A 17,104-nucleotide genomic window follows, 5' to 3' on the forward strand; every position below is an offset into this window, starting at 1 on the left:
TCTCACAGCGCCATAATGTCATAACAAACCGCAAACGTCAGTTTGCGGTCGCTGTGTGGATGCCAGCCTGACAAGTGCTTATTTTCAGGGGTATTTTGCAACATGGCAGAAAAACAAACCGCGAAAAGGAACCGTCGCGAAGAAATACTTCAATCTCTGGCTCTGATGCTTGAATCCAGCGATGGCAGTCAACGCATCACCACCGCAAAACTGGCCGCCTCGGTAGGCGTGTCTGAGGCGGCGCTGTACCGTCATTTTCCGAGCAAAACCCGGATGTTCGACAGCCTGATCGAGTTTATCGAAGACAGTCTGATCACGCGCATCAACCTGATTCTGAAAGACGAAAAAGACACCACCGCGCGTCTGCGTCTGATTGTGCAGTTGATTCTGGGCTTTGGCGAACGTAACCCGGGCCTGACCCGTATTCTGACTGGCCATGCGCTGATGTTTGAGCAGGACAGACTGCAGGGTCGCATTAACCAGCTTTTCGAGCGTATTGAAGCGCAGCTGCGCCAGGTACTGCGCGAGAAGAAAATGCGTGAAGGCGAAGGTTACAACACGGATGAAACGCTGCTGGCAAGCCAGATCCTGGCGTTTTGCGAAGGGATGCTCTCTCGTTTTGTACGCAGTGAGTTCAAATACAGCCCAACGGACGATTTCGACGCCCGTTGGCCGTTAGTGGCGGCGCAGTTGCAGTAACGTCGTTGCCGGATGGCGGCTACGCCTTATCCGGCCCACAAATTGCGCAGGCCCGGCAAGCGACGCGCCACCGGGCGATTCCGTTACACGCCAAACTCTTCGCGATATGCCCGCACCGCAGCCAGATGATCCGCCATCTCTGGCTTCTCTTCCAGATACGCAATCAGGTCTTTCAGATTGATGATTGACGTCACTTTGCAGCTGTAATCACGTTCAACTTCCTGAATGGCCGAGATTTCACCGCGTCCCCGTTCCTGGCGGTCCAGAGAAATCAACACGCCAGCCAGCGTCGCACCGTTGGCCTGGATAATCTCCATGGATTCGCGAATGGCGGTACCTGCGGTGATCACATCGTCCACCAGCATCACACGGCCCTGCAGTGCGCTGCCAACCAGGTTTCCGCCTTCACCGTGCGTTTTAGCCTCTTTACGGTTAAAGCAGTACGGTACGTCGCGGTCATGGTGCTCTGCCAGCGCCACAGCGGTGGTCGTCGCAATCGGAATGCCTTTATAGGCAGGGCCAAACAGCAGGTCGAAATCAATCCCTGAATCCACCAGCGCTTCGGCATAAAAACGGCCTAACAGCGCCAGATCGCGCCCGGTATTAAACAGCCCGGCGTTGAAGAAATAGGGACTCTTGCGCCCGGATTTCAGCGTAAACTCGCCAAACTTGAGGACCTGCTTGTTAAGCGCAAACTCAATAAACTGGCGCTGATACGGTTTCATGGATTCGCTCCTTTGTCTTTTCTGTCTTACAGGCAAAAAAAAGGCGACTCATCAGTCGCCTTTAAAATCAATTTTCTAACGCCGCTTTCTGCGTCGTTACGATAGATTCAATCCCCCCTCGGGCCAGAGCCAGCAAGGTGAGAAGTTCTTCGTGGGTAAACGGTTCGCCTTCTGCGGTGCCCTGCACCTCAATGATACGTCCGTCTTCGGTCATCACCACGTTCATGTCAGTTTCGGCGGCGGAGTCTTCTACGTATTCCAGATCGCAAAGCGCTTCACCGTTAACGATACCGACGGACACTGCGGCAACCATCCCTTTCATTGGGTTTGTTTTCAGCTTACCGGCCGCAACCAGTTTATTCAGGGCATCCGCCAGCGCCACACAGGCACCGGTAATCGATGCGGTACGCGTGCCACCGTCAGCCTGAATGACGTCACAGTCCAGGGTAATGGTGAATTCGCCCAGCGTTTTCAGATCAACAGCGGCGCGCAGCGCACGCGCGATGAGGCGCTGAATTTCCATGGTACGGCCGCCCTGCTTACCCTTTGCCGCTTCACGGGCATTACGGGTATGCGTTGCACGCGGCAGCATGCCGTATTCAGCCGTGATCCAGCCCTGGCCCTGACCTTTCAGGAAGCGCGGAACGCCTTCTTCAATGGAAGCCGTGCACAGCACTTTGGTGTCACCAAACTCAACCAGAACGGAGCCTTCAGCGTGTTTTGTATAGTTACGGGTCAGGGTGACGGGACGCACCTGATTGGCGCTACGACCTGCTGGACGCATGATGAATTCTCCGGCTTGAAACGAATGTGGCTGCGCATTATACGGATAAAGGACGCTTATTCCTATCCTGAGAAGCCCCTGAAAGCTATAATCCCCCCATCTCTCCTTTAAAAACGGGAATATCTATGATCCGCAGTATGACCGCCTACGCCCGGCGTGAAATCAAGGGTAGCTGGGGTAGCGCTACCTGGGAAATGCGTTCGGTAAACCAGCGCTATCTGGAAACCTATTTCCGTATGCCGGAGCAGTTCCGCAGCCTTGAGCCTGTGGTGCGTGAGCGTATCCGTACGCGTCTGACGCGCGGGAAAGTGGAATGTAACCTGCGTTTTGAGCCGGATGCCAGCGCGCAGGGCGAGTTAATCCTTAACGAAAAACTGGCAAAACAGCTCGTCAATGCGGCGAACTGGGTCAAAATGCAAAGCGACGAAGGCGAAATTAATCCGGTTGATATTCTGCGCTGGCCCGGCGTCATGGCTGCCGGAGAGCAGGATCTGGATGCCATTGCCGCTGAAATCCTTGCCGCCCTCGACAGCACGCTGGATGACTTTATCGTTGCTCGCGAAACCGAAGGCCAGGCGCTGAAAGCGATGATTGAACAGCGCCTTGAAGGCGTCAGCGCCGAAGTGGCAAAAGTGCGTACCCATATGCCGGAAGTGCTGCAGTGGCAGCGCGAGCGTCTGGTTGCCAAACTGGAAGAAGCGGAAGTTCAGCTGGAAAACAACCGTCTGGAACAAGAGCTGGTGCTGATGGCGCAGCGCGTTGACGTGGCCGAAGAGTTGGATCGTCTGGAAGCGCACGTTAAAGAGACCTACAACATTCTGAAGAAGAAAGAAGCCGTTGGGCGACGCCTCGACTTTATGATGCAGGAGTTCAACCGCGAGTCGAATACCCTGGCGTCTAAATCGATCAATGCCGAGGTGACGAATTCCGCCATTGAGCTCAAGGTGCTGATTGAGCAGATGCGCGAGCAGATCCAGAACATAGAGTAAGGTTTTATTGACATCTATCAAAAATCAACAACCTGCCAAGCCCGCACTCTAGCGGGCTTTTTTGTTATCATGAGCTATCATAAAGAATCACGGAAGCGCAAGTTAATGGTGTACCCAAGGGTGTACCTTTTGCAGATAAAAAATTCCACTTTGGGTACACCTCAATTTCAAGTTCGGATATATGACCAATGCCAAAGCTTACAGACATGCAGATCCGCGCATGGATAAAGTCGGGAGAGCGATTTGAAGGCCGTTCGGACGGTAATGGCCTGTATTTGAGGTTCAGAGAAGTAGATAAAACTCCAACATGGCGGTTCCGCTACAAGCTTGCTGGGAGATCTCGTGCCATGCTCATTGGCTCTTATGCCGACCTGTCCCTTTCCAAAGCCAGAGAGGTAGCAAAAGAGTTATCTGCTCGTATCGCGTTGGGTTATGACGTAGCAGCAGAGAAGCAGAAACGTAAAGCTGAAGCGCTGGCGAAGATTGAGGCGGAGAAAAATGCCCTACGCGTTTCTGATCTTGCAGCCGAATACTTCCAACGACAAATCCTTCCACGTTGGAAACACCCTGATATTCTTCGTAGACGCATCGACAAGGATATAAATCCATGCATCGGTCATATGAAAGTGGAAGAGGTCAAGCCTCGTCATATCGACAATATGCTGAAAGGTATTGTTGATCGCGGAGCCCCCACCATCGCAACAGATGTACTTCGTTGGACACGCCGTATTTTCGACTATGGCATTAAACGTATGCACCTCGAGGTAAATCCCTGTTCTGCATTTGAAGTTTCCGATGCTGGTGGAAAGGAAATTGCCCGTGATCGCTGGTTAAGCCGCGCTGAACTTATACGGTTCTTCCAAGCTATGCGTGTGGCAAAAGGTTTTAGCCGTCAGAACGAACTTACCTTTAAGCTGTTACTTACTCTCTGTGTCCGCAAAATGGAGCTTTGCGCCGCCCGCTGGGAGGAGTTTGATTTAGATAGCGCTATCTGGCACTTGCCTGAAGAGCGTAGCAAAAACGGCGATGCTATAGATATACCACTCCCCCAGCCAGCAGTTGAATGGTTACGCGAACTTCATACCTTCTCATGTAACAGTGTTTGGGTCTTACCTGCGCGGAAAATGCAACACAGAATGATCCCCCACATCCAAGAAAGCACCCTCCCCGTTGCGCTGGCAAAGGTACGTGCTGAAATGTCAGACATTCCCAACTTTACAATTCATGATTTTCGACGTACAGCGCGAACTCATTTAGCCGCACTAGGTATCGATCCACTCGTGGCTGAAAGATGCCTAAACCACCGCATAAGAGGCGTAGAAGGTATTTATAACCGTCACCAGTATTTTCAAGAGCGTAAAGCAGCATTGTCTCTTTGGGCAAATTTACTATTGGAGTTAGACACCTATTGAAGAATGCAACAGACATTAATTAAAAGACTGACTACATGAAAATAGTTTTGGACTTAGGGGAAGGCATAGAGAGGCATACCGCTTAGTTCTGACACTCCTTCAAGAATGAGTTAAAGGTAACGTAATGAATGAAACAATGAAAAAAAATATATGGGCTGATAAAAATATCCCAGCAATAGAATATTGCAAACTTGAACGTTCTGCAGAATTACTTGGATGTCATATTAATGATTTACTACATTGGGCAGAGATCAACGCAATTCAATTGTGCTTAAAAATAGACTGGATGCCGGCGGTCATTGAAACATATAATACTAATGACTCATATCTTACTTGGCTTAATAAACAGTTAAACAGAAAAGGCCTCTTGCAACCTAGCATTAGCTTCTCAAAATCATCAAATTTTACACCGAGTGTGATTATGGCGGACCCCAATACATCTGATCTAATATACACTTTAGACAATGCAACCCTTGCATATGATATACAGCGAAATGATGAGGGTTTAATTTATGGTCATGCCGAGGGTTTATGGTGTTTCTTTGTGAGAAATATGAATGATAATATTTATGAGAAGTTAGCAAACCACCATTCCGTAACTTTTGAATTCCTTGACTTAGCCATTCATGCTTCAGATAGGGAAGAAGAACCTGATTTTCATCTTTCGGCATCTGATATCAAAGAGCTTGATTTTTTTGGAGGGGAAAATGAGGATTTATTCATTGAAGAAAACTTGCCAGATATAATCACATTGACAAAGAATGATTTATACATATCTAGGAAACAGATAGAATATATTTACACTAATAAAGGTAGAGTTATGGATAGTATTGTAACTGGAGATAAAACTCGTCCAATTAAAGACTTAAACAAAATTGAAGAATCAATCAAAAACAAAAGAAAGGCTCCTAAAAAAGAAGCTTTAATACAACAGCTAATGATTCTGAACGGTGTGAACCCTGATACGCCATTAAAGACCCTTTTGGCTTTGCTTGGCATAACCCAAGAAAAGCAACGGGCATATAGTGAGACACAATTACACAGAGCTGTTAGTAAACTACTAAGTGATGCCCCCCTTGATGCTGATCCTAAGACACTTGCGCGATGGTTAAAAGAAGAAGGAGCCCGTTAGTGTTAGGATTGGGATCCTATCCTGATATCCGGATTTTAACCTTTAAAATCCCGACTGATTTAAATTTCTCTGATTTAATTATCCCGTTACGAACCATCAGCCATCAGAAAGAGGTAACGGGATATATGAGAAATCAACCTTCCGCACAATCCGCAATTCCAACAACCGGCTACATCCGCCGCTACCGTCTGGCAGAAATGCTGGGTATGAGCCTTTCTACTCTGGATCGCAAGGTACGCAACGGCACTTTACCGAAGCCAACAAAGCTGGGTGAGAAAATCACTGCATTTGACGCAGTGGAGATCAATCGCTGGCTGGAGGAACGTCGCCATTCCGCCTAGTGGGAAACAATACTTGTGAGAACGAATTGTTGTTGTACCGGAAAAGTTATCAACTAAAACGGACTCAATGACGATACGGGGCAAACAACGGGTATAACTGATTATCAATAATCAATATGGATCCAGGTTTCATGCGGGTCTTAGAAAACTACTCTGGGGCCATAAAAGCTGAATCGGCTGCAGACTGCGGTTTCAGCAGGAATGCATCTGATTTTGATTAATCAACCCGTTATGTTGAGACATGGTATTTTTTTTAGGCACAGCAGTCAGGTATCTGTTCGTTGGTGCGATAGCAAAATTTTAGCGGAGTAAAAAGTGACAAAGAAAAAATATGACCTTTCTGGTCAGGGCCAAACTCAGCCCAAAATCAGCCCTGATGATATTTCAGTAATCAACTTTGAGGGTGTAAAAGTCCGCATTGTTAAGAGCAATGGCGAACCCTGGTTCATTATTAAGGATATTTGTGCGGCACTGGAAATCGCCGATCATCTGGTACCTTTGCGCCGTCTGGGCGTACATGAAAAGGGGGAGTATTCAATACCTACCCTTGGAGGCATTCAGCGGATGATTGCCGTTTCTGAATCTGGTTTCTACAAATTGATTGCCCGAAGCCGAAAGGCCTCGACAGAGGGCTCGGCGGCTTTCCGATTCAGCGAGTGGGTATTCGGTGAGGTAATACCTTCGATCCGTAAAACTGGCTCCTATGGTGTGCCGTTTGCGTTCCTGAACGATTTTAGCAAGCGTATGGCGGCGTACCAGCAGGAGGCCAGTAAACGCGGGTACAAGTTGCAACGTTGCAAGGAGGTAAAACAGGCTCTGGAAAGCGAAGAAGCAGAGTTATGGCGCAAGTATCAGCCTGATTTTCTGGAGGGGGCGAGCGATGCGTAATTTCATCACTGTACAAAATAGCCGTATGCCGCTGGTGGAGTATCAAGGGCAAAGAGTGGTCACGTTCTCTATGGTGGATGAGGCCCACCAGCCAAATAAAAAGGGCGAGGTTCGCGGCCTCGCCCTTGGGTACCAAGCGGATCAATCTTCTGACGTATCTGCTTTCTTGCGGCGCTGTCTGCGCTTAATTTCACCCTTCACTGCGGTAACAATGAATTGTGCTTTTGTTTCACCAGACTCAAGGCTGTTTTCTAATTCAGTGACAACATCATGCGGGAATCTCGCATTAAGTTGTTGTGATTTGTTGTTAACTGAACCTGTTGCCATTACTGGATCTCCACGGGATAGGTGCGATTCAGTATACGCAAAAAAAATAACAATAAAAGTCTTGAGGTGCGATTCACTTAAGGGTAGTTTAAAAAGCGAAGGTGCGATTCACCTTGCAAGTACGAAGCCCGGCAGTGCTAGGAACACTAACCGGGCCTCTGACCACAACGTTAACGGAGATAACGCTATGGCTGTGCCGCAGTGTACCCAAACTCACCCTAAATTTACATGGCGCTTTCTGGCGCTTGGCCTCTCTACCCGTGAAATCCTGTCTGTGGATGCTTCCACTGAGCGAGAAGCTCGGGAGCTAACTCCTTCAGGCTGCGTGATCATTTTCATGGCCCGTACCAAGCTGGTGGAGGTGCATTATGCTCGCAACTAAATATGTTCAGGCTGAGAAATTCAGTGGTCGTGTGCTGGTGACGTTCGAGAACGGCGAAATTATCCGTGAGCAGGTAGCCCGTCCAGAAGAACACCTGGCAACCCTTGAGGGATTTATTGAAACCGCGCGCCTGGCTGGTTTTACCGTTATTCCCCCTGCAGCCGTAAGCGAGTAACACCATGAAGAAAATTAAATCCGGATTCAGTTCCGGGGGCAAAACTCAGCCTGAGATCAGACCTGGCGATAAATGGAAAGACAAACATGGCTCTGTCGTTACCGTTTCTGAATATGCCCGGAACAGGGTGATTTATTACCGGGAGGGTTACTCCTCCCCGTGTATCTGCTCCCCGGAAAGGCTGAGGCGTGACTTTCGGCTGGTTGCCAAAGCCCCACCAGCGCAAAGCAGTGATTTAAGCAGAGTCATGAGCGTTACGGGCGCAGAAAGGATCAGGGTTGTACGGGAAATTATTCAGGAAAGGGGGAAGCGAAAATGAAAAACGCACCGAATTTAAAAAATCTGCCAAAAGATAAATTCACGGAGGCGATTATTTTTGCTGGCGCAGATGCCTGGGTGCATGCAAAGGCCTGGCAGGAAAATAACCCTGCTCATGACACCGTTCCCCCCGTCACGCTGGGTACCTCGCAATTAGACGAGCTGGATAACCTTCGCATTGTCGATCAGGGGCGGCGTTTCGCCCGAGTTTATAGGGCGGGGGAACTGAAGCAGTCAACGATCACCGCAATTGCCACCCAGCTTGCGATCGCTGGTGTGCAGGAAGCCCGTTTTTATTCTGAGAGCTACGAACTGCTGGAAAGCTGGACGGCGCAGCTTCCCCAACTGAAGGCAGCTGCCGAAGAAAAAAAATCAGCGGTTCCCGCGATAAAGACCACCCGCAAAAGTCAGGACTATGGGGATGATGCACTCAGGCCGCACGTGGAAAGCCGTGCCGATGGTGTTTTCTGGGTAGAGCCAAAACAGGACCGTGACTCAGGCGAGGTGATCAACCGCGAGAGCTGGCTGTGCTCCCCGCTTGATGTGATCGGCATTGGTACGGATGGTACCGAGCGTTTCCTGATATTGCGCTGGCTGGCGCAGGGCGCATCAACTGAAACCACACAGGCCATTCCCCTGGCTGATATCGGTGAGCGGGAGGGCTGGCGCAAGCTGAAAGCGGGCGGGGTTAACGTGACCACCAAAACAGGCCTCCGCGCCACCCTGGCCGACTGGCTGCAGCGTTCCGGTAACGGTAAGGTCTGGCAGGTATCACACGCCACAGGCTGGCAGCATGGCGCATACATCATGCCTGACGGGGAAATCATCGGTACACCTGCAGCCCCAGTCCTGTTCAACGGCCGCAGTTCTGCTGCAGCCGGCTACATGGTAAAAGGCTCTGCAGAAGGCTGGCGTGAAAGCGTGGGGCGTTTAGCTGCGGGGAATTACTCAATGATGACGGGTATCGCTGCAGCGCTTGCTGCGCCGCTAATCGGGCTGGTGGAGGCTGACGGGTTCGGGCTGCATTTCTACGAGCAGTCGAGTGCAGGTAAAACCACGACCGCCAACGTTGCCGCCAGCCTGTACGGAAATCCTGACCTGTTGCGCCTGACGTGGTACGGGACGGCGCTGGGGCTGGCAAACGAAGCAACGGCCCACAATGACGCTCTAATGCCTCTGGATGAAATCGGGCAGGGTGCTGACCCTGTGGAGGTCTATAAGTCGGCCTACGCCCTGTTTAACGGCACGGGCAAGCTGCAGGGCGCAAAGGAAGGGGGAAACCGTGAATTGAAGCGCTGGCGAACGGTCGCTGTCAGTACGGGGGAGGTGGATTTAGAAACCTTCATAGCCGGAGCTGGGCGCAAAGCCAAAGCGGGCCAGCTGGTTCGCCTTCTGAACATTCCTCTCAGCAAGGCCATTCATTTTCAGGAATACCAGAACGGGAAGCAGCACGCCGACGCGCTGAAGGATGCCTGGCAGCACCAGCACGGCGCTGCAGGGCGTGAATGGGTGAAATGGTTGGCTAACCACCAGCAGGAAGCGAAAGACGCTGTGCGGGCGGCAGAGGCTCGCTGGCGCAGTCTTATTCCTGCCGACTATGGGGAACAGGTTCACCGTGTAGGGGCGCGGTTTGCGATTCTTGAGGCGGCGCTGGTGCTAGGGAGAGTGATAACCGGATGGGACACACAGACCAGCCGTGATGCCATACAGCACAGCTTTAATGCCTGGGTGCGCGAGTTCGGTACCGGAAACAAGGAATACCAGCAGGTCATTGAACAGTGCGAAGCCTTTCTCAACGCGTACGGTATGAGCCGTTTTGCTCCGCTGGATTATGATCCGCGTGATCTGCCGATTCACGAACTGTATGGCTACAGGGATAAAGGGGCTGACTTTGACGAACCGGTTCTGTTTTATGTCCTGCCAGCGCCATTCAAGAATGAAGTGGCCAAGGGCTTTAATAAGGACACAGTCGCGAGAATTCTCAGTGAGTCAGGGATGCTGAAAAAGCCTGCCCACGGGAAAGGGTGGCAGGTTAAAACGCCGCGGTTAAAGCATCTCAATAATGCACAACCGTGGACCTACGTTCTGTTGTTTGCCCCTGAGCTGGGTGAAGAAAAAACTCAGTAACGAGGTGATTTTTGGTTGCCTCAGTTGCCTCAATGCTTTTTATTTTTTCTATCTAATTAATATGTATGCATTTTTAGTTAGGTTTTTGAGGCGACTCTGAGGCAATTATTACCCGATTTGAGGCAAATGTTAGGTGGTTTGAGGCAACTGGCGGGCTGAGGCAACCGGATTTCAGCGTGAGTTGCCTCAAATAGACCCTGAGTTGCCTCAACTTCAAAAATTAAGTTATTTAAATTCAATGCGTTGTGTTTTTTGAGGCAATGAGGCAACTGAGGCAACTGTTTTTTGTATATCTATACGTGTTTTTTTATTTCAGTAGTTGGGACAACAGTATTTCTGCTGCAGCCCCCAAAAGTGTTTTCACTACAGGGTTCTGCAAGAGTGCAATGAGTTTTGATTTAGCTTCTGTATCACCACTTTTAGCAATCTCTTCCACAAGCTGGTGGATAGTCATATTGATGGTCTGGGACTGTGTATTGCCATCACCAATCTGCACAGGGCTGTTAGCACCGTGGAAGTTGAACTCGTATTTTGAACCTGGCTTATCAGTTTTCATTTTTTCTACACTCACCTCGCTAATGATCACTTCCTGCATAAATTGAATGTGACGGGATACGTCGATTTTGGGAGGGAAAGTCATCCCATCCCCCCGCAGTATGCGGTCTGTCTCCGCCATTCTGTCATAAATCCTGATAACCATCCCGCAGAGCATATCGCCAATATCATTAAGGGCATCATCTGTGGGTAAATTGCATTCTACTGCGAGTTCTCGTGTTTTCTCGATAAGCGCCAGGCTTCGTAACTTGATGTAGGGATCAATAAAGTCATTCCAGAAAGCATCTCTAACTGAGCCGGAAAATGCCACTCCTTCGTAGCAGATATCTGTTTTGTTCGGGCGAGGAATTACCAGCCTATAACCCGACTTAAGAAAACGCCATTTGTCGATTAGTTGGAAGAGTTCGCTCTGTGTTTCTTGAATAAAACGGTTAAGGCGGGGATTGAGAGGCGATATGCGTCTTTCTGAGCTCATTCTATAGACTCCCAAAGTTTTTAAAGAAATTAGCAAATAGTACCTGAAAAGCAACAGTTCTCCTGAACGGTAGCTTAGCTACGGTGCTGCTGTTGTCACATCCACCAGCAGCCATACAGAGGGAACCATCAATCAGACAAACCACTACACTATAACCGCTGGTGGCGTGGATGCCGACGGCCTGGTGAGGCGCATCAAGCAGGAACAGTCTGAGGACATTAATCAGGCATTGAATATGAACAAGACTGACAAAATTTAGGTTATAAATATGATGATTCTCTTGCTATGAATTTATATGCATTTAAATAATTGAATCAAAAAAAATTATCTATTCCATGTAAAATAACAATGTTTTTTGCAACTCATTGAACGTTAATTTAAAAAAAGATAGGCTAAATAGAACGCTTGTTTTAGCCTACCTTTCAAAATAATAAAGGCAATAATTTAGAATTCGCGCTTTATTTCAAATTCTTTATACAGTGCCTTCTTCTTTTTTTGCGTGGCCTTGATTAATGGTGTATATACCGAATGGTAATAGTCTTCTGCCCTTCTTTTTAATCTGCATGCAACTTCATCAAGTAAATCATGCTCTAAAATAAAACTTGCAAGATTTACCTTGTATCTTTTCAAGTTTAATTTTTTAGCAATCGGGGTGGTAACAATTGAATATTGATATCTTTCAATTTTTGCTTTGTCGAAATCAATATTCGCTGCTTCAAGTATTGGGTCATCAACAGACTCACTGTAGAATCGAGGGCCACCAGTCATAATGTATAACACATCGAGCCCAAACTCGTGAGATATTACATCCACCTCTTGCCAGGCTAATTGGTTATTTTTAGTAGGTTCGGCATATATATTCATGTTCCTCGCTTTCTGTAATATAAGTTCACATACAGTTTCAAGGTCAGAGTTTGCTATGTCTGCCAAACCTAGCTTTTCAAATAATTTTATTGAAATTTGTTCCTGGAACGTATCTTTATCAATGTAATGTAGGAAGTTCAGCACATTATCAAATTTGTCATTTGATGTTAAGCTTTCTGAAATTGATTCATAAAACTTGAGTTTTATTTCTTTTGGAAGGTTGCTGATAGTATAGGCAGCATGGTACTCCTGCACTGACTTGTGTAAGTAAACAAAGCGGTCAAGACCATCTTGCTGTATTAAACAAGTAATGTTAATTATGTCATCGACAAAACACTCACACTCTCTTGTATCAATGCTTGCCGCGTTCAGTGCTTTTCTCGCATATTTAGTTAATGTTTTCGTATCGAACTCAAATACTTCATCTTTCATGGAAAAGTAACATAGAGCAGAAAAACACCAAAGAGAATCATCGGTATTTAAGGATGATTTTCGTTCTCTGGCCCATGACTTCATTCTGTCATGCTTCAAGTATAGTGTTATATAAAGCTTATTATAAAACTCTACAACGTTACTTGGTAATTCATCCCAGTACGGGTAGCATACATATAAAAGGTTGATAAGGATTGGAGTTTTAAGAGTTTCTTTAAGTTGAGCGTTGTCGCTAATTACACTAGATATTTCATTATATTCTGTTTCATTGGAAAGAACTTTTAATATGCCGAGTTGGCTTGCTTCATCTAATTCTTTCACCATAAGGTTGCTAATAGATGTTTCTCTGCATATTTCAGTTTCAGGCCGACTGGTAACTATAACTGGACAGTTATACCTGACGTTTAATTCTTTTATTTGAGATAAAACTTCAAGTCTTGAACTGGCTTTAACCTCGTCAAAGCCATCAAGCATCAAAACAATTTTACCCGACTGAAGCAAAAGCTCTACATGATTTTCTTTACGATTAATGTCAATCCCAAGTGATTCAATAGTAAGCTTGAAGAACTCTAAAATTGTTCCCTTTTCTATCCTTCTAAGTTCGAGGAAGAAGGGTATTCTGTTGCCAGAGTTTATTTCATTTTGGAATAGCTTTCTTAATATGGTACTTTTACCTTGTCCTGCAATACCAATGATGTTTACTATGCGGGAATGCGATATAATACAGTCATCGTTTATAGTTATATTATCATCATTTGCAATGTTTGTTATTGTCAGGGGGAAGTATATTTCATCGAGCAAAATATCATGCTCACGCTGGTGAAGTGTTCGCATGCGGAGAGCATTAGAAACGTGTTTCTCAATATACTTTGATCGTATTTCAGGATGGTCAAGCTGTTCTACGATTCCTATACTCTCCTCAGTTCCTCTCAACCAGTTGGAAGAAAGGAGTTTTTCAGTCATTACTTTAACAGCTTCTCCAGCACCACTAACTAATATTTGAGATAATAACGGATCCATAACTAATCACTCATCATTACGTTTTTTATTAACTTATCTCAAAGAAGGGAGATTATGAAATGCTTTTAACAAAAACAGCTTATGCCCGTCATTGTGGGGTTAGCCGCCAGACAGTTTATGACTGGGTAGCTAAGGGTGAAGTAGTGATGTCCGGTAACAAGATTGACGTTGAAGCTACTGAACAAATGCAGCATGGCAACGAGGATTCTGAGGGCAAGGACTACCTGGTCCTGTCGGCCTCACAGGTGATTGAATGGATTCATACCAGTCAGGATAAGTTCCCAGCGGCGCAAAGCCAGGAAGAAGCGAAACAGCTGCTAGAAGCTGCTGCCCAGTTAATTACATACGATATTGAGTACCTTAGTGATGAAGACGGAGAAGAGGTTGTCAGGCTTTATCACGAACCCGACGATTGCGAGCACTATTTCCACGGCTTCCACCAGCTGGGCAATGCTACAGCCTTCATACAAGATTTTATCCTGGCAGATTGCCTGAGGATGAAATTACGCGGGAAAGGAGACCATATAGATCCGGAGTGGGACCGTTGGTCAGTGAAGGGGCTTAAGGCATTGTGTACGCCGACTGAAACAGATGAGGCTCGTTTAAAGCGCTCCCGCGAACACATGGGGGAGGATGAAAGTTAGTGTTGAAATGTACGCTGTAAGCCATTGCCCAGGGGGAAAGGTTTTAACTTTGAACCGCCTCAATCAAAAAGCCCACCCAAAGTGTAAACCTGCCCTCTGACTCTTGCTATCGCGGCCTCCAGACAAAATACGAGCCGAAAATATACAGAATTATTAAGGTCAAGGACGGCTTTCAGGAGAAAAGTGTCAAGTTGGTATGCTAAGAAATGCTAAGGTTTTAGGGCAAAAAAAATGAAAAGTGTAAACCAGCCCACAGGCCTTGTGGTTACTGGGTTATCGCTATGAAGAGCTTCGATTTTTATCAAAAATTCCGTAATTTTGGGCAAAAAGTGTCAACCTGCGATGCTTAGAAATGCCAGGGTTTTTGCGCAAAAAAATGGAAAGTGTAAACCCCAGCTAAAGCACCGCCATTACTGATTTCATGGGGCTTTAGGCTGCTCAAAATGTACAGAAAGGATAAGGTCAAAAGTGTAAAGCTGGCATGTTAAGCTTTGTTAAGGTTTTTGGCCCAAAAAATGGAAAGTTTAAACCGACCTGTAGGCCTTATGCTCTGCTTCCCATTGTTGACTACCCCCTACGTTAGACTCTGAACATAACGGTTATCCATTTATGATCACGGATAATGGATTACATCACGGATAACGCCCTTTCATATAGAAAACACTGATTAAACATACAGTTAATTTGATAATTTGTTAGCTGTTGAACTTTCATGCCCTTTCTTATCACTTAAACCAGGGTAAGATATGAACAATATACCCATAGGTTTTCCATGGAGGAACGGTGTTCCTGATTTCTGATCTTACCGACTTACGATCACTCTCCGAATCTGCAGAACTTGAGTTCAAGTTAGCTCAGGGCAAGGATGGGCAAGGCAAATTGCCTGATGATTTCTGGCCGACTTACAGCGCCATGGCAAACTGTCGCGGCGGTTATGTTGTTCTGGGGATAAGGGAAAAACGAGGCGAGTTTTTCGTTGCTGGAATCAATGATATCAACACCGTAAAAAAACAACTTTTTGATCTGGCTGGTAACAACAGGAAAGTAAACGTAAATCTCCTCACTGATCAATCTGTACAGACAGTTGCCCTTGAAGGTAAAGAGGTACTCGTGATTGAAATACCAATAGCGAGGCGTGAACAAAAACCTGTTTATCTTAATAATCAGCCAATGTCAGAGACTTGGTTCCGAGTACATGATGGTGATCATCGTTGCACAGAAGAACAAGTTCGCAGAATGATGGCTGAACAAGTTGAAGAAAGTAGGGATAACCGTATCGTTCAAAATTTCGACATGAACGATATTAATTTAGAGAGCTTACTTGCCTATAGGAATATCCTTTCCGCATCTAACCCAACCCATCCTGCCCTGGAGCTTGATAATTTTGCCTTTCTTCGAAGCATTGGGGGGTATAGAAAAGACCGTCAAACAGGGCTGGAGGGTATGACGCTGGCAGGTATTTTAATGTTTGGGACTTGGGAAGCGATACAAGACGTTGCCCCTAACTACTTTGTAGACTACCAAGAACGGCCAGAGGCACGGACGGAACGGCGTTGGGTCGACAGATTATGCCCAGATGGTACGTGGTCAGGAAACATCTTTGACTTCTACAGACGAACCTACCGGAAACTTATCGCGGATCTAAAGGTGCCTTTCGAACTCAAGGAAGGTATTCGGCAAGACGATACTCAAATTCACACAGCTTTACGTGAAGCGTTAGTAAATACCCTAGTGCATGCCGATTACACAGGTCGACTCTCGATCATGGTTGTGAAAAGGCCTGACTTGTTTGGTTTTCGTAACCCTGGGCTTATGCGAGTACCGCCTGAACAAGCGATAAAAGGCTACGAAAGTGACTGCCGCAACAGACTTATGCACCAAATGTTTTTGATTATCGGTGCCGGAGAGCGATCAGGATCAGGAATACCAAAGATTTTTAGTGGATGGAAATGGGCAAATTGGCGCATGCCGCGCCTGTACGAGAAGACAGAACCAGAACAAACTCTCTTGGAATTGTCTATCGGAAACCTTGTTTCTGAAGAGATAGCTAATCTCCTCCATACCACGTTTGGAGACAGGGTAGACCATTTAAGCGAGCTAGAGCGCAGCATTGTGATAACTGCAGCAGTTGAAAAATGGGTTGATCATGAACGCGCCTGCCAACTGACTAGCCTACATTCACGTGAAGTAACTCTAGCCCTTCCCCGCTTGGTTAGCAGCGGTTTTTTAGTTGCTCATGGTGAAAGAAGGAATAAATCTTACACATTGCCGGGACAAGACTTACCATCTCCAGAAGAAGTCTTTGGAGTGAATCCGTTATCAACAAACATACCTACCCTGTCTGGAGAGCAAATCATCACGGATAGCACTCATTTGATCACGGATAACGATGAAATGATAACGGATAACGAATTGCACTCCAGTGATGATCACAGCAGAGATGCGTATGGCAGGTTTATTACTGCAAAACTCCCACATCCTTATATTGATAACCTTGATTATCTTTCCCCTCTATTGAGGCAGCAGCTGGAAGAAGCTTCAGCGTTAGCGAGGGAGAAAAAAAGGCTTTCAAATGAGGTGATGGACGAGATGATCCTCACGTTATGCGAAGGTCACTACATGCCACTTAGTGTCATTTCAAAACTAATGGCCAGAACTCCTCAAAACCTACGTGAGAAGCAACTTGTTCCTTTGGTTAAATCGGGCCGCATTCGCTTAGCTTTCCCACATGCACGAAGACATAAGCGGCAGGGTTACATCTCTTGCAAGCCATGATTTTCTTACACGTAAAAATTAGCACTTCTCTTTTTTGTGT

General features: G+C 46.8%; 17 protein-coding genes. 12 read left to right on the plus strand and 5 right to left on the minus strand.

The features are described from left to right. Positions 1-102: 102 nt before the first annotated feature. Positions 103-699, plus strand: a complete 597-nt coding sequence (slmA, locus tag ACTJJI_RS16595) for a nucleoid occlusion factor SlmA (RefSeq protein ID WP_014830147.1) — start codon at positions 103-105, stop codon at positions 697-699. Between the two features lie 83 nt (positions 700-782). Here the strand turns inward: slmA and pyrE are convergent, their stop codons facing one another. Together pyrE and rph are read right to left on the minus strand one after the other, a co-directional pair. Continuing rightward, entirely contained in the window at positions 783-1,424 is a 642-nt protein-coding gene (gene pyrE / locus ACTJJI_RS16600) for an orotate phosphoribosyltransferase (protein ID WP_014830146.1), read from the minus strand. 67 nt (positions 1,425-1,491) lie between these two features. Continuing rightward, positions 1,492-2,208 (minus strand): ribonuclease PH, encoded by a 717-nt coding sequence (gene rph, locus ACTJJI_RS16605; RefSeq protein ID WP_013094888.1) that lies wholly within the window; start codon positions 2,206-2,208, stop codon positions 1,492-1,494. Positions 2,209-2,333: 125 nt separating this feature from the next. On the opposite strand from rph, the gene ACTJJI_RS16610 reads away from it, so the two are divergent. The 5 genes from ACTJJI_RS16610 to ACTJJI_RS16630 all read left to right on the plus strand — a co-directional run bounded on the left by ACTJJI_RS16610 (position 2,334) and on the right by ACTJJI_RS16630 (position 6,970). Continuing rightward, the gene (locus tag ACTJJI_RS16610) at positions 2,334-3,197 is read left to right on the plus strand and encodes a YicC/YloC family endoribonuclease (protein ID WP_014830145.1); all 864 of its coding nucleotides are present in this window, start codon (positions 2,334-2,336) and stop codon (positions 3,195-3,197) included. Between the two features lie 188 nt (positions 3,198-3,385). Then, complete coding sequence (locus ACTJJI_RS16615; protein ID WP_154682516.1) at positions 3,386-4,609, plus strand: tyrosine-type recombinase/integrase; 1,224 nt, start codon at positions 3,386-3,388, stop codon at positions 4,607-4,609. 124 nt (positions 4,610-4,733) lie between these two features. Next, positions 4,734-5,741 (plus strand): hypothetical protein, encoded by a 1,008-nt coding sequence (locus ACTJJI_RS16620; RefSeq protein WP_154682517.1) that lies wholly within the window; start codon positions 4,734-4,736, stop codon positions 5,739-5,741. A gap of 125 nt (positions 5,742-5,866) precedes the next feature. Further along, complete coding sequence (locus ACTJJI_RS16625) at positions 5,867-6,082, plus strand: helix-turn-helix transcriptional regulator (RefSeq protein WP_440654989.1); 216 nt, start codon at positions 5,867-5,869, stop codon at positions 6,080-6,082. Positions 6,083-6,397: 315 nt separating this feature from the next. Next, positions 6,398-6,970: a BRO-N domain-containing protein gene (locus tag ACTJJI_RS16630; protein WP_440654873.1), complete on the plus strand. Its 573-nt coding sequence runs from the start codon at positions 6,398-6,400 to the stop codon at positions 6,968-6,970. Positions 6,971-7,111: 141 nt separating this feature from the next. On the opposite strand, the gene ACTJJI_RS16635 is transcribed toward ACTJJI_RS16630, so the two are convergent. Continuing rightward, positions 7,112-7,297 carry a YlcI/YnfO family protein gene (locus ACTJJI_RS16635; protein WP_440654875.1) on the minus strand — a complete coding sequence of 62 codons (186 nt, stop codon included), beginning with the start codon at positions 7,295-7,297 and terminating at the stop codon, positions 7,112-7,114. A 187-nt stretch (positions 7,298-7,484) separates the two neighbouring features. Here ACTJJI_RS16635 and ACTJJI_RS16640 point away from each other — a divergent pair, with 187 nt between their 5' ends. The 4 genes from ACTJJI_RS16640 to ACTJJI_RS16655 are packed head-to-tail and all read left to right on the plus strand — an operon-like array spanning position 7,485 to position 10,299. Next, positions 7,485-7,679: a host cell division inhibitor Icd-like protein gene (locus ACTJJI_RS16640; protein ID WP_440654877.1), complete on the plus strand. Its 195-nt coding sequence runs from the start codon at positions 7,485-7,487 to the stop codon at positions 7,677-7,679. Next, positions 7,666-7,854: a hypothetical protein gene (locus ACTJJI_RS16645; protein ID WP_440654879.1), complete on the plus strand. Its 189-nt coding sequence runs from the start codon at positions 7,666-7,668 to the stop codon at positions 7,852-7,854. The genes ACTJJI_RS16640 and ACTJJI_RS16645 overlap by 14 nt, the downstream gene beginning before the upstream one ends. Before the next feature lie 4 nt (positions 7,855-7,858). Further along, the gene (locus ACTJJI_RS16650) at positions 7,859-8,173 is read left to right on the plus strand and encodes a DUF4222 domain-containing protein (protein ID WP_440654881.1); all 315 of its coding nucleotides are present in this window, start codon (positions 7,859-7,861) and stop codon (positions 8,171-8,173) included. Further along, positions 8,170-10,299: a DUF927 domain-containing protein gene (locus ACTJJI_RS16655; RefSeq protein ID WP_440654883.1), complete on the plus strand. Its 2,130-nt coding sequence runs from the start codon at positions 8,170-8,172 to the stop codon at positions 10,297-10,299. The genes ACTJJI_RS16650 and ACTJJI_RS16655 overlap by 4 nt, the downstream gene beginning before the upstream one ends. 307 nt (positions 10,300-10,606) lie before the next feature. Here the strand turns inward: ACTJJI_RS16655 and ACTJJI_RS16660 are convergent, their stop codons facing one another. Then, entirely contained in the window at positions 10,607-11,329 is a 723-nt protein-coding gene (locus tag ACTJJI_RS16660; protein ID WP_440654885.1) for a hypothetical protein, read from the minus strand. A 444-nt stretch (positions 11,330-11,773) separates the two neighbouring features. Beyond that, on the minus strand, positions 11,774-13,645 hold the full coding sequence (locus ACTJJI_RS16665; protein WP_440654887.1) for an NACHT domain-containing protein: 1,872 nt from the start codon (positions 13,643-13,645) through the stop codon (positions 11,774-11,776). A gap of 59 nt (positions 13,646-13,704) precedes the next feature. Between ACTJJI_RS16665 and ACTJJI_RS16670 the strand changes: the two genes are divergently transcribed. Further along, positions 13,705-14,289, plus strand: a complete 585-nt coding sequence (locus tag ACTJJI_RS16670) for a hypothetical protein (protein WP_440654889.1) — start codon at positions 13,705-13,707, stop codon at positions 14,287-14,289. Between the two features lie 783 nt (positions 14,290-15,072). Beyond that, positions 15,073-17,064, plus strand: coding sequence for an RNA-binding domain-containing protein (locus ACTJJI_RS16675; RefSeq protein WP_440654891.1), 1,992 nt, complete (start codon positions 15,073-15,075; stop codon positions 17,062-17,064). Positions 17,065-17,104: the final 40 nt, after the last annotated feature.

Source organism: Enterobacter sp. 22466 (assembly GCF_052044775.1).
In the GTDB taxonomy this organism is placed as follows: Bacteria; Pseudomonadota; Gammaproteobacteria; order Enterobacterales; family Enterobacteriaceae; genus Enterobacter; species Enterobacter dissolvens.